The sequence below is a fragment of the Saccharopolyspora sp. ID03-671 genome, assembly GCF_045278815.1.
In the GTDB taxonomy this organism is placed as follows: domain Bacteria; phylum Actinomycetota; class Actinomycetes; order Mycobacteriales; family Pseudonocardiaceae; genus Saccharopolyspora; species Saccharopolyspora ipomoeae.
Genome location: NZ_CP134054.1, coordinates 3,044,476 through 3,062,981, shown reverse-complemented (window position 1 = coordinate 3,062,981; position 18,506 = coordinate 3,044,476). Strand labels below are relative to the sequence as shown.

13 protein-coding genes, 3 pseudogenes and 1 riboswitch are annotated in these 18,506 nt (G+C 70.4%); of the genes and pseudogenes, 11 read left to right on the top strand and 5 right to left on the bottom strand.

Annotation, left to right across the window (positions count from 1 at the left end):
* Nucleotides 1-228: 228 nt before the first annotated feature.
* The 10 genes and pseudogenes from REH65_RS13840 to REH65_RS13795 all read left to right on the top strand — a co-directional run.
* Nucleotides 229-477 (top strand): annotated as a pseudogene (locus tag REH65_RS13840) (transglycosylase family protein); the annotation flags it as partial.
* Between the two features lie 621 nt (nucleotides 478-1,098).
* Nucleotides 1,099-2,595, top strand: coding sequence for a transglycosylase family protein (locus REH65_RS13835; RefSeq protein WP_406692713.1), 1,497 nt, complete (start codon nucleotides 1,099-1,101; stop codon nucleotides 2,593-2,595).
* Between the two features lie 100 nt (nucleotides 2,596-2,695).
* Nucleotides 2,696-3,565: a 16S rRNA (adenine(1518)-N(6)/adenine(1519)-N(6))-dimethyltransferase RsmA gene (rsmA, locus tag REH65_RS13830; RefSeq protein WP_406692712.1), complete on the top strand. Its 870-nt coding sequence runs from the start codon at nucleotides 2,696-2,698 to the stop codon at nucleotides 3,563-3,565.
* 174 nt (nucleotides 3,566-3,739) lie between these two features.
* A riboswitch (SAM riboswitch) is annotated at nucleotides 3,740-3,829 on the top strand.
* 4 nt (nucleotides 3,830-3,833) lie between these two features.
* Nucleotides 3,834-3,977: a hypothetical protein gene (locus tag REH65_RS13825; RefSeq protein WP_175547994.1), complete on the top strand. Its 144-nt coding sequence runs from the start codon at nucleotides 3,834-3,836 to the stop codon at nucleotides 3,975-3,977.
* A gap of 93 nt (nucleotides 3,978-4,070) precedes the next feature.
* A pseudogene (locus REH65_RS13820) lies at nucleotides 4,071-5,092 on the top strand (methionine ABC transporter ATP-binding protein).
* Entirely contained in the window at nucleotides 5,089-5,772 is a 684-nt protein-coding gene (locus REH65_RS13815; protein ID WP_281458162.1) for a methionine ABC transporter permease, read from the top strand. Before REH65_RS13820 ends, REH65_RS13815 begins: the two are co-directional and overlap by 4 nt.
* Before the next feature lie 92 nt (nucleotides 5,773-5,864).
* Nucleotides 5,865-6,671: a MetQ/NlpA family ABC transporter substrate-binding protein gene (locus REH65_RS13810; protein WP_406692711.1), complete on the top strand. Its 807-nt coding sequence runs from the start codon at nucleotides 5,865-5,867 to the stop codon at nucleotides 6,669-6,671.
* A 249-nt stretch (nucleotides 6,672-6,920) separates the two neighbouring features.
* Entirely contained in the window at nucleotides 6,921-7,877 is a 957-nt protein-coding gene (locus REH65_RS13805) for a 4-(cytidine 5'-diphospho)-2-C-methyl-D-erythritol kinase (protein WP_406693159.1), read from the top strand.
* 19 nt (nucleotides 7,878-7,896) lie between these two features.
* Nucleotides 7,897-9,678, top strand: coding sequence for an ABC-F family ATP-binding cassette domain-containing protein (locus REH65_RS13800; protein WP_406692710.1), 1,782 nt, complete (start codon nucleotides 7,897-7,899; stop codon nucleotides 9,676-9,678).
* A gap of 47 nt (nucleotides 9,679-9,725) precedes the next feature.
* Nucleotides 9,726-11,381, top strand: coding sequence for a fatty acyl-AMP ligase (locus REH65_RS13795; protein WP_406692709.1), 1,656 nt, complete (start codon nucleotides 9,726-9,728; stop codon nucleotides 11,379-11,381).
* A gap of 113 nt (nucleotides 11,382-11,494) precedes the next feature.
* Here the strand turns inward: REH65_RS13795 and pth are convergent, their stop codons facing one another.
* Both pth and REH65_RS13785 read right to left on the bottom strand, forming a co-directional pair.
* Entirely contained in the window at nucleotides 11,495-12,070 is a 576-nt protein-coding gene (gene pth, locus REH65_RS13790) for an aminoacyl-tRNA hydrolase (RefSeq protein ID WP_406692708.1), read from the bottom strand.
* A gap of 85 nt (nucleotides 12,071-12,155) precedes the next feature.
* A complete protein-coding gene (locus REH65_RS13785; protein ID WP_281458157.1) occupies nucleotides 12,156-12,773 on the bottom strand; it encodes a 50S ribosomal protein L25/general stress protein Ctc in 618 nt (205 codons plus the stop codon).
* Between the two features lie 372 nt (nucleotides 12,774-13,145).
* Here REH65_RS13785 and REH65_RS13780 point away from each other — a divergent pair, with 372 nt between their 5' ends.
* A complete protein-coding gene (locus REH65_RS13780) occupies nucleotides 13,146-13,751 on the top strand; it encodes a malonic semialdehyde reductase (RefSeq protein WP_406692707.1) in 606 nt (201 codons plus the stop codon).
* A gap of 237 nt (nucleotides 13,752-13,988) precedes the next feature.
* On the opposite strand, the gene REH65_RS13775 is transcribed toward REH65_RS13780, so the two are convergent.
* The 3 genes and pseudogenes from REH65_RS13775 to REH65_RS13765 form a co-directional block, all read right to left on the bottom strand.
* Nucleotides 13,989-14,960, bottom strand: coding sequence for a ribose-phosphate diphosphokinase (locus tag REH65_RS13775; RefSeq protein ID WP_406692706.1), 972 nt, complete (start codon nucleotides 14,958-14,960; stop codon nucleotides 13,989-13,991).
* A gap of 16 nt (nucleotides 14,961-14,976) precedes the next feature.
* Nucleotides 14,977-16,497, bottom strand: a pseudogene (gene glmU / locus REH65_RS13770) (bifunctional UDP-N-acetylglucosamine diphosphorylase/glucosamine-1-phosphate N-acetyltransferase GlmU); the annotation flags it as partial.
* Between the two features lie 238 nt (nucleotides 16,498-16,735).
* Nucleotides 16,736-18,466: a GGDEF domain-containing protein gene (locus tag REH65_RS13765; protein WP_281458153.1), complete on the bottom strand. Its 1,731-nt coding sequence runs from the start codon at nucleotides 18,464-18,466 to the stop codon at nucleotides 16,736-16,738.
* Nucleotides 18,467-18,506 lie beyond the last annotated feature (40 nt).

Below are 18,506 nucleotides of genomic sequence, written 5' to 3'. Positions count from 1 at the left end.
GCACGCCGACTCCTACCGTCCACTGTGGAAGCCGGAACGGGGGACACCCCGAACTCCGCCGGGAATTCCGGGCGGAGGTCCTCCAGGCCGGACCATCGGTTGTGAGGATGCACAGTGGAGTTCCATAGATTCACGAAGTGGACTGTGGCGGCTGCTATCGCTCTCAGCGGTAGTGCCCTGGTCGCGGTGGCCCCGAACGCCGCGGCAACCCCGACCGACGATCGAACCGCGGTGTGGGACCGGCTCGCCGGTTGTGAAGCCGGTGGTAACTGGGCCGCGAACACGGGCAACGGTTACTACGGCGGCCTGCAGTTCAACCGCAGCACCTGGGCCGCCTACGGAGGCGAGCGGTACAACCGCTATCCGCACCGCGCATCGCGGGAGCAGCAGATCGAGATCGCCGAGAAGGTGCGCGCCGACCGCAGCGGTTACGGCGCCTGGCCTGCGTGCGCGAGGAAGCTCGGCCTGCCGCGATGACGTGAACTCGCCGCAATTCCGCGAATGATCGTCGCGAGGGAACCTCGGTTCCCTCGTGCGAGGGGAGGGGAGGTCCGGCCCGGGTGCGCGCAGCGCCCGGGCCGGACCGGTGCGCCGGGGACTTTTCGCTGGCCCGAGCGTCGTTTTGATCTAGGGAGCGCAGCTCGCGAGGCCGTGTTATATGTCACGCAAGGGGTTCGAGGCGCGGCTAACGAATCCTGCACGTGCCCCCCGAATGGCCTAATTTTTGCCGATCTTGACTACAGATCGTGTTGGGTTGCTCGGCATTCCGGGGTTATCGGACTCACATGTCGGAATCAGGTGCTTGGCGCCCTCGCATGATCACGGTAGAGTCTCGGCCCCGTAACCGATGACATCCAGTCATGGGGAACGCCCGTTAGTCTCGCCGGTGTACGTCGGGGAAGTCCGCGGTGAGCTCCACGAGCTCGTCCGGACTAGGCGGCAATTGGCTTGCGGGAGTCGGATACAGACACGAAGCACGAAGGTTGCGCACGCGCGACGAACGAGAGGGGTTGAGCGAGGAGACATGAACTCGCCCAACGGTTCTCACGTTCTCCACGTCGTGGGTGCGACTTTGCGCCTTCGGGAGGTAACGACCCTGTGAACGGACGTGGCGAGCCCAGCCATGCCGGTTTCGCGACCCCGCGGAACGACGGCTACTGGGCTGATTCCTTCGATGCGGCGACTGACTGGTTCACCCCGGTCCAGCCGACCGAGCAGCACACCGCGGTAGGCCTGCTCGACCGCCCGGACCCGCAGTGGTCCGACGAGCACCCGAGCTTCCCGCCGGGCGGTCTCGAAATCACCCCGCAGGACGTCTACGACGTTCTCGGCCCCGACGCCGAGGACGTGCTCGCGACCGCCGAGATCGACGTCGACGAGGTCATCCGGCTGATCAACGCCGAGACCACCGTCCTGCCCCCGATGAACTTCCTCGAGGCGATGCCCGAGGGCGACGCCTCCGGCGCGCTGCCGCCGCAGCAGGTCGCCGAGGGCATGGCCGCCTGGAAGCGCCGCTTCCTCAAGGGCGCCGTGGCCGGTGTCCTGCTCTCGCTGACCGGCACCGGCGGCGCGGCCGCCGCGATGGACAAGTCGGTCACCGTCGAGATCGACGGCCAGGAGAAGACCGTCAGCACGTACGACGGCACCGTGGGCGAGGTCCTGGAGGACCAGGGCATCACCGTCGGCCCGCACGACGCGCTGAGCCCGTCGCCGCAGGCCGAGGTCGGCCACGGCGAGACGATCACGCTCGACCGCGGTCGCATGATCAAGCTCAACGTGGACGGCGACGTCCGCGAGGAGTGGGTCCGCTCGGTGACCGTCGAGCAGGCGCTGCGCCAGCTCGGCGTCAACGCCGACGGCGCCGTCCTCAACGCGGACCGGAACATGGCCGTGCCCGAGCAGGGCATGGAGCTGTCGGTCCGCACCAAGAAGGACATCACCCTCGTCGACGGCAGCGGTGCGCCGAAGCAGCTGAGCACCACCGCGGCCAACATCGACGAGCTGGTCAAGGAGCAGAAGCTCAACCTCGGCCCGGACGACAAGGTCACCCCGGGTGCCGACGCGAAGCTGGTCACCGGCGCCGAGGTGCGCATCGACCGCACGCAGAGCTCCGTGATCAGCGTGACCGTGCCGGTCCAGCCGCCGGTCCGCGAGATCGTCGACGACTCGATGTTCAAGGGCGAGGAGCGGGTCGAGTCCCCCGGCGAGGCCGGCGAGAAGATCCAGTTCACCCGGGTCACCAAGGTCAACGGCGAGGAGTCCGGCCGCGAGGTCGTCGACGAGAAGGTCACCAAGCAGCCGGTCGAGAAGGTCGTCCGCGTCGGTGGCAAGCCCGCGCCCAACAGCGGTGTCTGGGACAAGCTCGTCCAGTGCGAGGCGACCGGCAACTGGGCCATGAACAGCGGCAACGGCTACTACGGCGGGCTGCAGTTCGACAAGTCCACGTGGGACGCCTACGGCGGCGACCAGTACGCCCCGTACCCGCACCAGGCCAGCCGCGAGCAGCAGATCGCGGTGGCCGAGAAGGTCCGCGCCGCCCGCGGCGGCAGCTACGGCGCCTGGCCGTCCTGCTCGTCCAAGCTCGGCCTCGACTGAGCTGAGATCGCTTTCCGGGAGGCACCCGCCGACTTCGGCGGGTGCCTTCTTGCATCACCCCCGCTGACCTCGCGAAATCGGCGCGGGTAGGTTCTTGCGCGTGGATGAGCAGGGGGCGTCTTTGCTGGGACCGGCCGACGTGCGTCGGCTGGCCGACGAGCTCGGCATCAAGCCGACCAAGAAGCTCGGCCAGAACTTCGTGCACGACCCGAACACGGTGCGCCGGATCGTCTCGGCCGCCGAGGTCGGCGCGGACGACGTCGCGCTGGAGGTCGGCCCGGGTCTGGGTTCGCTGACGCTCGCGCTGCTCCCCGCCGCCGGTTCCGTCGTCGCCGTGGAGATCGACCCGGTCCTGGCCGAGCGGCTGCCGCGCACCGCGCGCGAGTTCGCGCCGCAGCTGGCCGACCGGTTGACCGTGCTGCCCGCCGACGCGCTGCGGGTGCGCGCCGAGGAATTCCCGAAGCCGCCGACCGCGCTGGTCGCCAACCTGCCCTACAACGTCGCCGTGCCCGTCGTGCTGCACCTGCTCGCCGAGCTGCCGAGCCTGCGGCACGGCCTGGTCATGGTGCAGTCCGAGGTCGCCGAGCGGATGGCCGCCGAGCCCGGCAGCCGCGTCTACGGCGTGCCGAGCGCGAAGGCGGCCTGGTACGCCGACGTGCGCCGCGCGGGTCCGGTGCCGCGCAAGGTGTTCTGGCCGGTGCCCAACGTCGACTCCGGGCTGGTGGCCTTCGAACGCGTCGACCCGCCGTCGAGCGCGCCGCGCGAGGACGTCTTCCGCGTGGTGGACGCCGCGTTCGCGCAGCGGCGCAAGGCGTTGCGGGGCGCGCTGTCCGGCTGGGCCGGTTCGGCGGCCCGCGCGGAGGAGTTGCTGCGCGCGGCCAGGATCGATCCGATGGCGCGCGGGGAGCAGTTGCGCATCGCCGATTTCGCCCGGATCGCGGAGATCGCGTCATCCGGCTCGCCGAGCTGAACCACTCGTCCGGCGGCTTGCGCACACGCGCTGCGACATCACCGAGAGTGACCAAAACACCACCCTGTGCGGAAAAATTCCCGCTCCGACCGGTATGTGATCTGGCAAACGATTTCGGTCAGTGACCGCTATCAGCTTGCGCCTGACCCTGTCGATGGGGTCTACTATTCGGGAGATCCATCCCGAGCGGCTGAGAGACCTGGCTTGTTGACGCCGCAGCAACCACCCATCGCGGGCAGGTGCTAACGCCAGGACCGATGGAGTAGCTGTGGATTCCAACGCGCGGTTAGCGAACCTGCCTGCCTCCGGCGATGTCCGGTTCGAGGTACCCCACATCCGGGAACTGCTCACGCAGCGGCGGGTCATCGACCACGGACGGCGCACGACCTGCGCCTGTCGTCGCGAGATGTGACCCGGTCCTTCCCCCTTTTCCTTTCCCGAGAAGTTCCCCCTGGCCGCTGCCCGAACGCGGGCGCGGTCGTCGCGAGCTGATGTGGAGCAGATCGTGATCTCTGTTGAGAACCTGACCAAGTCCTTCCAGCACAACGGCAGCACCGTCCGCGCCCTCGACGGCGTGTCGATGGAGGTCAACCCGGGTTCGGTCGTCGGCGTGGTCGGCCCGAGCGGTGCGGGGAAGTCGACGCTGGCCCGGTGCATCGCGCTGCTGGAGAAGCCCGACAGCGGTGCCATCCGCGTCGACGGCACCGACCTGGTGTCGCTGGACGGCAAGGCCCTGCGCGCCGCGCGCAGGCAGATCGGCGTTGTGCCGCAAGGGGATTCGCTGCTGCGCCAGCGCACCGCCGCGGGCAACGTGGCGCTGCCGCTGGAGGCCGCGGGCATCGGCGGACCGCAGCGCCGCCAGCGCGTCGGCGAGCTGCTCGACCTCGTCGGTCTCACCGACAAGGCGTCGGTCTACCCCGCCAGCTCTCCGGCGGGCAGCGCCAGCGCATCGCGGTCGCCCGCGCGCTGGCCGCCAAGCCGTCGGTGCTGCTGGCCGACGAGCCGACCTCCGCGCTGGACCCGACCACCACCGACTCGGTGCTGACCGTCCTGGACCGCGCGCGGGCCGAGCTCGGCGTCACCGTCCTGGTCGTCACCCACGACATGGCCGTGGTGCGCAAGCTCGCCGACGACGTCGCGGTGCTGGAGGACGGCCAGGTCGTCGAGCAGGGCAAGGTCCTGGACCTCGTCGCCGAACCCGCCAGCAGGATCAGCGGCACCCTGCTGCCCGAAACGGACCAGGCCGACCAGCTGCGTCCGACCTCCGGCCGCCACGACGTGGTCGCCGAGATCGTCCTGGTCGGCTTCGCCGCCGTGGGAGCGCTGCTCCCCGAGGCCTCCAACCGGTTCGCCGTCGACCTGGCGATCCTCGGTGGTGGCCTGACCCGCCTCGGCGACACCCCGGTCGCCAAGTTCAAGATCGGCCTCACCGGTGAGCGTTCCGAGGCGGCGCTGAAGTGGATGATCGAGCGGGACGCGCACGTTCGGCGCGCCCCGGTAAGCGTTGACGGAGTTGCTGCTGCGTGACTGATGTGACCCCCTGGTCGGAGGTCGGCGAACTACTGGGCGAGGCAACGCTCGAAACGCTTTACATGGTGCTGGTGGCGACCGTGCTGGCCGTGGTCGGCGGGTTGCCGCTGGGTGTGCTGCTGCACCTGACCTCACCGGTCGGGCTGAACCCCAAACCGGTGCTCAACAAGGTGCTCGGCGTGATCGTGGACGTGGTGCGCTCGGTGCCCTTCGTGGTGCTGCTGGTGATCCTGGCGTCGTTCACCCGGCTGCTGATCGGAACCTCGATCGGCAGCAGCGCGGTGATCGTGCCGCTGACCATCGGAGCGATCCCGTTCTTCGCGCGGCTGACGCAGAACGCCGTGCGCGAGGTCGGTTTCACCGTCGTCGAAGCCGCGATCACGACCGGATCCAGCAGGCTGCGGATCGTGTGGACGGTGCTGCTCGGGGAAGCCCGGGCGGCGCTCGTCGGCGCCGTCGGCGTCACCGCCGTGGCGCTGATCGGCTACGCCGCGATGGCCGGTGCCATCGGCGGCGGTGGCCTGGGCTCCACCGCGATCCAGGACGGCTACCAGGGCTACGACGACCGGATCCTGTGGGGATCGGTCGTGGTGCTGGGAGTGCTGGCCTTCGGGATGCAGCTGCTCACCGACCGCACCGCCAAGCTCGTCGATCGCCGGCGCACCGCCGCCGGCTGACCCGAACCCCGTTCGAGCGCACCCGTCTCACGAGGACGGTGCGTTCCCCCTGCCTGCCTGAAAACAGGCTCGTACCCGAAAGGACGCACGACATGCGTTTGCGCTTCGCTGCGCTTCTCGCCTCGGCCGGAGTGCTGCTGGCCGCCTGCGGTGGTGGTTCCGCCGCCGAAGACCCCAACGCCCCGCTGCGGATCGGGGTCAGCCCGACACCGCACGGCGAGATCCTGCAGTATGTCGACGACAACCTCGCCGAGCAGGCCGGCATCGACATCGAGATCGAGAAGTTCGACGACTACAACCGGCCCAACGAGGCCGTCGCCCACGGCGAGTTGGACGCGAACTACTTCCAGCACGTGCCGTACCTGGAGGAGTACCGCAAGCAGCGCGGCGGCGACTTCGCCTGGGTCGCGCCGGTGCACCTGGAGCCGCTGGCGGTGTACTCCAAGCAGGTCAAGTCGCTGGCCGAGCTGCCGTCGGGCGCCACGGTGACGCTGTCCAACGACCCGGCCAACCAGTTCCGCGGCCTGAAGCTGCTGGAGCAGGGCGGTCTGATCAAGCTCAAGCCGGAGGCCGCCGTCGGCACCCGGCTGGACGCCGCGATCGCCGAGAACCCGAAGAACCTGCAGCTCAAGGACCTGTCCCCGGACCAGCTGCCGCGCTCGGTCGACGACGCCGCCGCGGCGGTCGTCAACGGCAACTACGCGATCAAGGCGAAGCTCTCGGACCCGCTGCTGGTGGAGAACGCGCAGAACAACCCCTACGCCAACGGCCTGGTCACCACCCCGGCCCTGGCGAAGGACCCGCGCATCCTCAAGCTCGCCGAGCTCCTCCGCAGCCAGCAGGTCAAGGACTTCATCAACCAGAAGTGGGGCGGCGTCGCCGTCGTCCCCGCCTCCTGATCGGCCCGCCTCCTGATCCGGGGGGAGACACGAATGCGGCCGCAATCGGACCTCCGATTGCGGCCGCATTCCGTTCCCGGGCAAGGCGAGACCGGATTACGGCCGCAATCCGGCACCTGAACACGGGCGCAATCGGGGAACCGGCCGGGTTCGGGGGTTGATCGTGGCTGATCCGGTCTTCGGGAACGGTGTGCGCAGGGAAGTGGGCGGTGAGGTTCTCCGGGCACGTAGGCTCTTGGTGTGCTCTCCGTGGTTCCTACACCGATCACCGTCCGCGTCCCGGCGAAGGTGAACCTCCACCTCTCGGTGGGTGACGCGCGTCCGGACGGCTACCACGAGCTGGTCACCGTCTTCCAGGCCTTGTCGCTGACCGACGACGTCACCGTGCTGGCGGCCGACGAACCCGCCCTCGAGGTCCAGGGCGAGGGGGCGGACTCCGTCCCCACCGGCCCCGAGAACCTCGCGTGGAAGGCGGTGCGGCTGCTCGCCGAGCGCAGCGGCCGCGACCCGGAGAACCCGGGCCTGCGCATCTCGATCAACAAGGGAATCCCGGTCGCCGGCGGCATGGCCGGTGGCAGCGCCGACGCCGCCGCCACGCTGCAGGCCGTCAACCAGCTGTGGCGACTGGAGCTCGGCCGCGACGAGCTCAGCGAGCTCGCCGCCCAGATCGGCAGCGACGTCCCGTTCTCGCTGCAGGGCGGCACCGCGCTGGGCACCGGCCGCGGCGAGAGCCTCGTGCCGGTGCTGGCCCGCCACACCTTCCACTGGGTCATCGCCCTGGACAAGGAAGGGCTGAGCACGCCCGGCGTCTACGGCGAGCTCGACCGGCTCCGCGCTGAGAACGGCAACGGCCGGATCGGCGAGGTGGAGCCGCTGCTGGAGGCGCTGGCCTCCGGCGATCCCCGGCAGCTCGCGCTGCTGCTGGGCAACGACCTGCAGGCCGCGGCGGTCTCGCTGCGCCCGAACCTGCGCCGCACGCTGCGCGCGGGCGTGCAGGCGGGCGCGCTGGCCGGGGTCGTCTCCGGATCCGGCCCGACCTGCGCCTTCCTGTGCACCGACGGCGAGGAGGCGGTCCGGGTGGCCGCGGAGCTCTCCGGTGCCGGCGTGTGCCGCACCGTCCGGGTCGCGCACGGTCCCGTGCCGGGGGCGAAGGTCCTCACCGAGGAACCCGCCAACCGCCCCACCCCGCCCCAAGTCCACGCGTGACGGAGTAGTCGAAAACTCGATGGTCAACCTGGTCAACCTGGAAACGGTCAGCAAGTCCTACGGCGTGCGCCCGTTGCTCGACGGCGTGTCGCTGGGCGTGTCGGAAGGCGAGCGGATCGGCGTCGTCGGCCTCAACGGCGGCGGCAAGACGACGCTGCTGGAGGTGCTGGCCGGCCTCGCCGAACCCGACGGCGGCCGCGTCTCGCAGTCCCGCGACCTGCGGATGGCCGTGGTCACCCAGCGCACCGAGCTGCCGGAGGAGGCCACGGTCCGCAACGCGGTGCTCGACCCGCACGGCTTCACCGCCGAGCACGAGTGGGCCGCCGACCCGCGGGTCCGGTCGGTCCTGGGCGGGCTCGGCATGACCCGCCTCGGCCTGGACACCCCGGTCAAGGACTTCTCCGGTGGCGAGCGCCGCCGGGTGGCGCTGGCCGCCGCGCTGGTGCGCGACCTGGACCTGCTGGTGCTCGACGAGCCCACCAACCACCTCGACGTCGAGGGCGTGCGCTGGCTGGCCGACCACCTGCTGGAGCGGAAGTGCGCGCTGGTGATCGTCACGCACGACCGCTGGTTCCTCGACACCGTCTGCAACCGCACCTGGGAGGTCGTGGACGGCAAGGTCGAGCAGTACGAGGGCGGCTACGCGGACTGGATCTTCGCCCGGGCCGAGCGCGCCCGCATCGCCCAGGCCACCGAGGAGCGCAGGCAGAACCTGGCCCGCAAGGAGCTCGCCTGGCTGCAGCGCGGCGCCAAGGCCCGCACCTCCAAGCCGCGCTACCGGGTGGAGGCCGCCGAGGCGCTGATCTCCGACGTCCCGGAACCGCGCGACTCCGTCGAGCTGCTGGCCTTCGCCAAGCGCCGGTTGGGCAAGACCGTCCTGGAGCTGGAGGACGTCGACCTGCGCATCGGCGACCGGGCGCTGCTGGAGAACGTGACCTGGCGGATCGGGCCCGGCGACCGGATCGGTCTGGTCGGCGTCAACGGCTCCGGCAAGACCACCCTGCTCAAGCTGCTGGCCGGGGAGCGCGAACCGGACGCGGGCAAGCGCACCGAGGGCAAGACGGTGCGGATGGCGCACCTGACCCAGGAGCTGCACGACCTGCCGGGCGACTGGCGGGTGCTGGAGGCGATCGAGGACGTCGCCAAGAGCGTCACGCTCGGCAAGTACGAGCTGTCGGCCTCGCAGCTGGGGGAGCGGTTCGGGTTCGGCAAGGGGCGGCAGTGGACGCCGGTCGGGGACCTCTCCGGCGGCGAGCGGCGTCGGCTGCAGCTGGCGCGGCTGCTCATGGACGAGCCGAACGTGCTGATCCTCGACGAGCCGACGAACGACCTGGACATCGACACCCTGCAGCAGCTGGAGGACCTGCTCGACACCTGGCCGGGCACGATGGTCGTGGTCTCGCACGACCGGTACCTGGTCGAGCGGGTGTGCGACAGCGTCCACGCGCTGTTCGGCGACGGCAAGCTCACTCACCTGCCCGGCGGCATCGACGAGTACCTGCGGAAGCGGCACTCGCTGCTGGCGGCGGAGACCAGCGTCGGCAAGCATGCCACCGACGCGCCCGCGTCGCGCAGCGGCCTGTCCGGCGCGGAGGAGCACGCGGCGCGCAAGGAGCTCGCGCGGTTCGAGCGGCAGCTCGACAAGCTCGCGAAGCGCGAGTCGGACCTGCACGAGAAGCTCGCCGAGGCGGCCACCGAGCCGGAGCGGCTCGCCGCGCTCAACGCCGATCTCCAGTCGCTGCACCAGGAGAAGGACGACCTGGAGACCCGCTGGATGGAGCTGGCCGACCAGCTCGGGTAGCGCGTCGGGGAATGCCTCGGCGAGTCCCGGATCGTAAGCTGCGTCACATGAGTCGGTTCGTGGAGACCTTGGTGGCGTCGGCTCGGCGGAACTCCGGGGAGGGCGCTCGCGGCCTCACCACCGGAGAACCCGAGGAGCCCCGGTTCCGGACGTGGGCGCAGGTGCACGACGACGCGCTGCGGATGGCCGGCGGGCTGGGCGATCAGCTGCGGCCCGGCGCGGCCGTCGCGATCCTCGCGGCCGATCCCGGTCTGATCGGGACCGCCGTGCAGGCGGTGTGGCTCGGCGGCGGGAGCGTGACGATGCTGCACCAGCCGACCCCGCGCACCGACCTCGGCCACTGGGCGGAGGACACGCTCAAGGTGCTGTCGATGATCGGTGCCCGGCTGGTGCTGCTCGGGCCTCCGTTCGAGCAGCTCGGCGGCGTCCTGGACGACAACGGAATCGCCTACCGCAACCTCGCCGGGCTCGCCGCCTCCGAGGGCGAACCGCTGCCGGGACCGGTCGAGGTCGACGAGGACGCCACCGCCCTGCTGCAGCTGACCAGCGGCTCGACCGCCGACCCGAAGGCCGTGCGGATCACCCACCGCAACCTGCACGCGAACCTGCGCGCGATGGTCACCGCCGCCGAGCTCGACCCGGAGCGGGACGTGGCCGTGTCCTGGCTGCCGCTGTTCCACGACATGGGGATGGTCGGGTGCCTGACGGTGCCGATGGCGATCGGGATGTCCGCGGTCAAGGTCACGCCGTCGGACTTCCTCGCCGGTCCGCTGCTGTGGCCGAAGCTGATCAGCAAGTACCGCGGCACGGTCACCGCGGCGCCGAACTTCGCCTACGCGGTGGTGGGGCGCCGGATGGCGCGCACCGACGAGGAGTTCGACCTGTCCAGCCTGCGGTTCACGCTCAACGGCGCGGAGCCGATCGATCCGGCGGCCGCGCAGGCGTTCACCGGCGCGGGCGCGCGCTTCGGGCTCGCCCCGGACTGCATGGTGTGCGCGTTCGGCATGGCCGAGGCGACGCTGGCGGTGTCCTTCGCGCCGCTGCGGCGGGGCGTCGAGACCGACTCGGTCGACGCGGAGGCCCTGGAGAAGCGGCACGTGGCTGAGCCGGTGGACCCCGGCGCGCCGCAGGCTCGTCGGTTCGCGCTGCTGGGGCGTCCGCTGCCGGGCCTGGAGGTCGACGTCGTCGACGACGAGGGGCGGGTGCTCGGCGACCGGCAGGTGGGGCAGCTGCGAATCCGCGGCGAGGCGGTGACCCCCGGCTACCTCACGGTGAACGGCCCGCAGGAGGTGCAGGACGCCGAGGGGTGGCTGGACACCGGCGACGAGGGGTACCTGGCGGACGGGCAGGTGGTGATCTGCGGGCGTCGCAAGGACGTGATCATCATGGGCGGCCGCAACATCTACCCGATCGACATCGAGCGGGCCGCCTGCGAGGTCTCCGGGGTGCGTCCCGGCAACGCGGCGGCGGTCCGGCTGGAGGCGGGCAGCAGGCGCGAGCGCTTCGCGGTCGTCCTGGAGTCCAAGCAGGCCGGGTCGGAGGAGGCGGAGAAGGCGCTGCGCAAGGAGGTCGTCTCCCGCGTCGTCGACGCCGTCGGCGTGCGCCCGGCCGAGGTGGTCGTCCTCCCGCCGGGAGCGCTGCCGAAGACCCCTTCGGGGAAGCTCCGCCGCGCGGCCACTGCGGACCTGGTGCCGGGTCACTAGGGGACAGTTTTAGCCATAATTGTCCCGACATTTCGGACATTGATCATGGGCAATTATGGCTAAAACTGTCCGGTGCCCGGGAGGGCTCCCGCCGGGACGTCAGCGGCGGAACGTCAGTGGAACTCGTTCTGGGCGGCTTCGAGGCCCTTGGTGACCAGGGCCTCCGTCGCGTCCGCGCAGAGGTCGATGAAGTAGGCGAGCTCCTTGCGCTCGACCGTCGAGAAGTCCTTGAGGACGTAGTCGGCCGGATCCATCCGGCCGGGCGGGCGGCCGACCCCGAAGCGGACCCGCAGGTAGTCGCGGGTGCCCAGGGACTTCGAGATGGAGCGCAGGCCGTTGTGGCCGTTCTCGCCGCCGCCCTTCTTGATCCGGACCGTGCCGAAGGGCAGGTCCAGCTCGTCGTGGATGACGATCAGCGACTCGGGCGGGGTCTTGAAGAACTTCACCGCCCCGGCGACCGGGCCGCCGGAGAGGTTCATGAACGAACGCGGCTTGACCAGCACCGACCGGGCGCCGGACAGCCGTCCTTCGACGGTGTCGGCGCCGGACTTGTGGGACTTGAACTTGCCGCCGATGCGCGCGGCGAGCTCGTCGGCGACGAGGAAACCGATGTTGTGCCGGTTGCCCTCGTAGCGCGGACCGGGGTTGCCCAGCCCGACGATCACAGAAACCGCGTCCGCAGTGGTCACGGAAGTAAGTCTCCCTCGTGCGGAGGCACGCCCCGCGCCGCCCCCGGTCGAGGGGACGGCGCGGGTGCGCCCGACGTCGTCAGGCTCAGGCCTCTTCGGAGGTCTCTTCCTCGGCGGCGGGCTCCTCGCCCTCGGTGGCCGACTCCTCCTCCATCGAGGCGGCGGCCTCGGAGATGTTCACGACCATGGCCTCCGGGTCGCCCTGCAGGGTCGAGCCCTTCGGCAGCTTGAGGTCGGAGACGTGCAGCTGGGTGCCGATCTCCAGGCCCTCGATGGACAGCTCGACCTGCTCCGGGATGTGCAGCGCCTCGGCCTCGATCTCGACCTCGGTGAGCTCCTGGCTGACCAGGGCGCCGGAGGCGGCGTCGCCGGTGATGACGATCGGGACGTTGACGGTGACCTTCTCGCCGCGCTTGACCAGCAGCAGGTCGACGTGCTCGATGTAGCCCTTGATCGGGTGGGCGGTGATGGTCTTGGTCAGCGCGAGCTCGTCGGCGGAGCCCTGGACCTCGAGGGTCAGAACCGCGTTGTGCCCGTTCTCACGGACGGCGCGGGCGAACTCGACGCTGGGCAGCGACAGGTGCTTCGGGTCGGCGCCGTGGCCGTAGAGGACCGCGGGGATCTTGCCGGCACGGCGGGTGCGGCGGGCCGCTCCCTTGCCGAACTCGTTGCGCTGCTCGACTGCGATTCGTACCTCGGACACGGTGCTGCACTCCTTGATGACGTCGGGCGGAACGTGAGTTGTTCGCTGGCCTGCGGCGGTGGGGCGCGCTTCTGGAGAGATCGACGGGCGCCGGTGGAAAAGCGGCACCAGGGGAGTGCGCGACATCAGTGCGCCGGAGGAGAACTCGACCGACCATCACCGTGCCACCGCGCCGATCACGCCGGGCGGACGTCCCGACCTCGCCGAGGCAACCCGAATAGTCTAAACGGTGCTTGCATAGACGTTTTCGCACGGGTGGACCCCCACCCGATCGGTGACCCGGATTACACGCGGGAGGGTCCGGAAATCGTTGAACGTTCACGGATGTTGCGGTGGGGTGGAGAGTCCCGTCCCAGCCCCAGGAGTGATCCGATGACCACCGCTCAGTCCGAGCTCGCGCTCGACCCCCAGGCTCAGGACCTGCTGTTCCGCGAGGCCCGCACCGCCAACACCTTCAGCGACGAGCCCGTCACCGACGAGCAGGTCCAGGCCATCTACGACCTGGTCAAGTGGGCTCCGACCTCGATGAACCAGCAGCCGCTGCGGATCGTGCTGCTGCGCTCCGCCGAGGCCAAGCAGCGCCTGCTGCCGCATCTGATGGAGGGCAACCGGGCCAAGACCGAGCAGGCCCCGCTGGTGGCGATCCTGGCAGCGGACACCGAGTTCCACGAGAACCTGCCGAAGGTCTTCCCGCACAAGCCCGACGCCAAGGACATCTTCGCCGACCCCGGTTTCCGGGAGCAGAACGCCAAGCTGAACGCGACGCTGCAGGCGGGTTACTTCTTCCTCGGCGTTCGCGCGGCGGGTCTGGCCGTCGGCCCGATGACCGGGCTGGACGCCGCGGGCATCAACGCCGAGTTCTTCCCCGAGGGCGACCGGCAGACCCTCGTCGTCGCCAACATCGGCAAGCCGGGTGAGAACCCCTGGTTCGACCGCCTCCCGCGCCTCGACTACGACGAGGTCGTCACCACCCTCTGACCCTGTGATGGGGAAGTTTTCATGAAAACCGTCCCCACCCACGACCCTCGAAGTTTTCATGAAAACTTCCCTCCCCGTGGGGACGGAAGGTCCGTGGAGACCCTCGTGGTGGGGAAGTTTTCATGAAAACTGTCCCGACACTTCGTCACCGAAGTTCTCATGAAAACTTCCCCCACCTCCGGACGGCGAAAGGCCCCGGTCCGCCTGGACCGGGGCCTTTCGCGTCGACGGGGACCGTCAGGCGCGGCCGTCGAAGAGGCTGGTGACTGAGCCGTCCTCGAAGACCTGGTGGATCGCCTCGGCGACGAGCGGGGCGATCGACAGGACGGTGAGGTTGTCGAACCGGCGCTCCTCCGGGATGGGGAGCGTGTTGGTCAGCACGACCTCCTTGGCGCCGCAGGACGACAGCCGCTCCACGGCCGGGCCCGACAGGACCGCGTGGGTGGAGGCGATGATGACGTCGCTGGCGCCGGCCTCGAGCAGCTGCTCGGTGGCCTTGGTGATGGTGCCGCCGGTGTCGATCATGTCGTCGACCAGCACGCACAGCCGGCCCTCGACGTCACCGACGACGCGGTTGGCGACCACCTGGTTGGGCTTGCTGGGGTCGCGGGTCTTGTGGATGAACGCCAGCGGCGTGCCACCCAGGTCGTCGGCCCACTTCTCGGCGACGCGCACACGACCGGAGTCCGGGGAAACCACGGTGATGTTCTGGTCGGTGTAGGTCTCGCTGATGTGGCTGGCGAGCAGCTTCTGCGCCATCAGGTGGTCCACCGGACCGTCGAAGAAGCCCTGGATCTGGTCGGTGTGCAGGTCCACGACCATGATCCGGTCGGCGCCGGCGGTCTTGAACAGGTCCGCCATCAGCCGCGCCGAGATCGGCTCGCGGCCCTTGTGCTTCTTGTCCTGACGGGCGTAGCCGTAGAACGGGATGACCACGGTGATGCGCTTGGCGCTGGCGCGCTTGAGCGCGTCCACCATGATCAGCTGTTCCATGATCGCGTCGTTCAGCGGCGTGCAGTGCGACTGGATCACGAAGGCATCGCAGCCACGAACGGACTCGTCGTAGCGCACGAAGATCTCGCCGTTGGCGAACTGGTACGCGGCCTGGGGCGTGACCGTCACGTCGAGCTGCTTGGCCACCTCCTCGGCAAGTTCCGGGTGGCTGCGGCCCGAGAAGAGCTTGAGGCTCTTCTTCGGGGTTGCAGACATGGCACTCACGGTCATCGTCCCCCCCGTTCGACGTCTCTGCGTCATCGGTCGGTTCATCGCCCATAGCCCGCTGGGCGGCCTGGTCGGCGGCGGTGCCCGGGCGGCGCTTGGCCACCCAGCCATCGATGTTGCGTTGCCTCCCGCGGGCGACCGCCATCGCGCCCGGGGGGACATCTTGGGTGATCACCGAACCGGCGGCGGTGTAGGCGCCGTCGCCGATCTCGACCGGTGCGACGAACATGTTGTCGGCTCCGGTGCGCGAGTGGGATCCGATCTTGGTGTGATGCTTGTTCACACCGTCGTAGTTGACGAAGACGCTGGCGGCGCCGATGTTGGTCTGCTCGCCGATCGTCGCGTCGCCCACGTAGGTCAGGTGCGGCACCTTCGTGCCGTCGCCGATGTCGGCGTTCTTGGTCTCGACGAACGTGCCGATCTTGCCCTTGGCGCCCAGCGAGGTGCCCGGCCGCAGGTAGGCGAACGGGCCGACGCTGGCGTTCGGGCCGATCTCCGCGCCCTCGCCGTGCGTGCGCACCACGGAGGCGCCGGGGTGGATCGCGCAGCGCGTCAGCGTGGTGTCCGGGCCGACGGTCGCGCCCTCGCCGACGGTGGTGCCGGCGCGCAGCTGCACGCCCGGCTCCAGCGTCACGTCGCGGGCCAGCGTCACGTCGCAGTCCAGCCACACCGTGGCCGGGTCGACGACGGTGACGCCCTCGCGCATCCAGCCGGTGACCAGGCGGCGGTTGAGCTCGGCGCCGAGCCGGGACAGCTGCACCCGGTCGTTGACGCCCTCGACCAGCCACCGGTCGGCGCAGATCAGCGTGCCGACGTCGCGGCCGTCGCCGCGCGCGATGGACAGCACGTCGGTGAGGTAGAGCTCGCCCTGGGCGTTGTCGGTGGACAGCCGCTTGAGCGCGCCGGTGAGGACTTCCGCGTCGAAGGCGTAGACCCCGGAGTTGATCTCGGTGATCGCCGCCTGCTCGGGCGTGGCGTCCTTCTGCTCGACGATGCCGGTGACCTGGCCGTCGGCGTCGCGGGTGATCCGGCCGTAGCCGGTCGGGTCGTCGACGACCGCGGTGAGCACCGTGACGGCGTTGCCGGTGGTGGCGTGCTCGTCGAGCATCGCGCCCAGCGTCTCGGCGTCGAGCAGCGGCACGTCGCCGTAGCTGACCAGCACCGTTCCGGTGAGCCCGTCGGGGAGCTCGGACAGGCCGCAGGACACGGCGTGCCCGGTGCCCAGCTGCTCCTCCTGGACGGCGGTGGTGACCGGGCGGCCCAGCGCGTCGGCGACCGAGCTCAGGTGCTCGGCGACGGCGTCGCGGCCGTGCCCGAGCACGACGACCAGCTGATCCGGATCGATTCCTGCGGCGGCGCGAACGGCGTGCTCGACGAGGGGGCGCCCGGCTAGCCGGTGCAGCACCTTCGGTGTCGCCGATCGCATCCTGGTGCCCTCCCCGGCGGCCAGCACCACGGTGCTGACCGGTTCCGGGTGCGCAGCAGCGCGCTGAGAGGAGGGCTGGGCGGTGTCGCCCTGGAGCATCAGCGCTCTCCCTTGATCTCTAGATGCGGCCTGCCGAGCCCGGAGTCCCGGTGCCGGCCGACGTGCCTGTTGCGTCCAAGCGGGTGAAGGGTAACCGGACCGGTCGCCCCGCACCTCGGGCGCCCCTGCCCTTCCGGCAGCAGCTGAGATGGTACCGCCGCTCGGCCCTGCGGATGCGGACGAAACGGGCCTCTAGCTGGGCGAATGTGATCTTGCCCCGATGTGTTGACAGAGCCCCTCAGCGAGCGTCCGGCGGGATCCAGACGGCTTGATCGATCTCGGAGGGTGGCTCGACCGGGGGAGGCTCGGCGGGGTCGTTGACTCCGGAGAGTGCTGTGACGCGGTTCCCGCCGTTGCGCTTCGACTGGTACATCGCGGCGTCCGCGCGCGCCAGCACCTGCGCGGCCGACTCCTGCGGGCGCATCGCGACCACGCCGATTGACAGCGTCACACCGCGGGAGAGCTCCGGCGGCAACCCGTCGACCGCCTCGACGGTGCGGTGCAGGGCCTGCTCGGCCGCGGAGAGCGTGGCGCCGGGCAGCAGGACCACGAACTCGTCACCGCCGTAGCGGGCGACGAAGTCGTCGGTGCGCAGCGTGTCGCGCAGGTTGCGCGCGACGGTGCGCAGCACGTCGTCGCCCTCGGCGTGCGAGCAGCGGTCGTTGACGCCCTTGAAGCCGTCCAGGTCGACCAGCGCGACCGCCAGCGGCTGCACTTCCGGTGTGCTGAGCAGGGTTTCCAGCCGGTCGTCCAGCGCGCGCCGGTTGGACAGGCCGGTCAGCGGGTCCTCGCGGGCCTGCCGGGTGATCGCGTCGTGCTTGTGGCTCAGCCGCGAGTTCTCCAGGCGCGTGGCCAAAGTGGACACCCGCGTCTCGCGCATCGCCCACAGCTCGGTCTCCAGCTCCAGCGCGTAGTCGCGCAGCGCGTCCCGCGGCCGGTCCGGCGCCAGCTCGGTGAGCAGCGCGAACTCCCGGGCCAGCGAGATCCGCAGGGTCGGCTCGGAGGAGTCGTGGTTGAGGCTGGTCAGCGTCTCCGACAGCACGCGCACGGCGTCGTCGCGGTGATCGCCGCGCACCAGGCAGCGGGACAGCGCGATCGCCATGATGATCTGCTCCCGCGGGTGCATCGAGCGGTCGAGGTGCCGCATCTCCTCCAGCCGCGTGATGTGGTCGGCCGAGGGGGAGGCCAGGGCGTGCGCGGCGCCCAGCACCGGCATCTGCTCGGCGGCGGTCCGGTTGGACACGCGCGGGAACAGCGACTCCCGCCAGGGGCCCTCGACGGCGACGGCCAAGGCGGAGGCGGTGGAGAACTGGCTCGCGGCTTCGTCGGACAGGCCGACGCGCTCCAGCCGCAGCCCCCAGCCCAGCTGCATCCGGCAGCGGTTGATCATGTGCACGGCGATCTCGTGCGGCCCGCCGCTCTCGCGGATGCGCTGGTGGGCGCGCGCCATCACCTCGTCGGCCATCTCGTAGACGCCGAGCTGGGTGAGCACCAGGCCGATGTCGATCAGCGAGGTCGCCAGCAGCCGCTCCCAGGATCGGCGGCCCAGGGTGCGGTCGGGGGCCAGCTCCTCGTCGAGCATGGCCAGGCCGTGCGCGACCTCGGTCAGCGCGGTGTCCTCGGCGCCGACGAGCAGGGCTCGGCGGCCGCGCAGCGCGTGGGCGTCGGCCTGCAGCACCTCCAGGCCGTGCCGCTTGGTGTGGCTGAGCAGCTCGTCGAGGAGTTCGTCGGCGCTGTCGACCAGTTCGGCCGTGGTCAGGCGCATGGCGGCGCAGTGCCGCAGCAGCTGGGCGACGATGCGCGGCTCGCCCCGGCGCTGGGCTTCGAGCAGCAGGTTGTCGGCTTCGCGGAGCGTGTTGGACTGGCCGGCCGGGTCGCCGTGCTGGCCGACCGCGTTGAGTTCGCGAGCGCGACCGACCAACCACGCGTCGGACACCTCGCCCAGCGTGGTCACCGGATCTTCGCGCAATGCGGCAGTGTCGTCGCGCAGCGGCGCACACCCCCTGTTC

Excerpts from the sequence above, each read along its gene's own strand:
- REH65_RS13780 (WP_406692707.1), top strand. The coding sequence starts at position 13,146 with ATGACCACCGCTCAGTCCGAGCTCGCGCTCGACCCCCAGGCTCAGGAC.
- REH65_RS13775 (WP_406692706.1), bottom strand. The coding sequence starts at position 14,960 with ATGTCTGCAACCCCGAAGAAGAGCCTCAAGCTCTTCTCGGGCCGCAGC.
- REH65_RS13795 (WP_406692709.1), top strand. The coding sequence starts at position 9,726 with ATGAGTCGGTTCGTGGAGACCTTGGTGGCGTCGGCTCGGCGGAACTCC.
- REH65_RS13810 (WP_406692711.1), top strand. The coding sequence starts at position 5,865 with ATGCGTTTGCGCTTCGCTGCGCTTCTCGCCTCGGCCGGAGTGCTGCTG.
- REH65_RS13800 (WP_406692710.1), top strand. The coding sequence starts at position 7,897 with ATGGTCAACCTGGTCAACCTGGAAACGGTCAGCAAGTCCTACGGCGTG.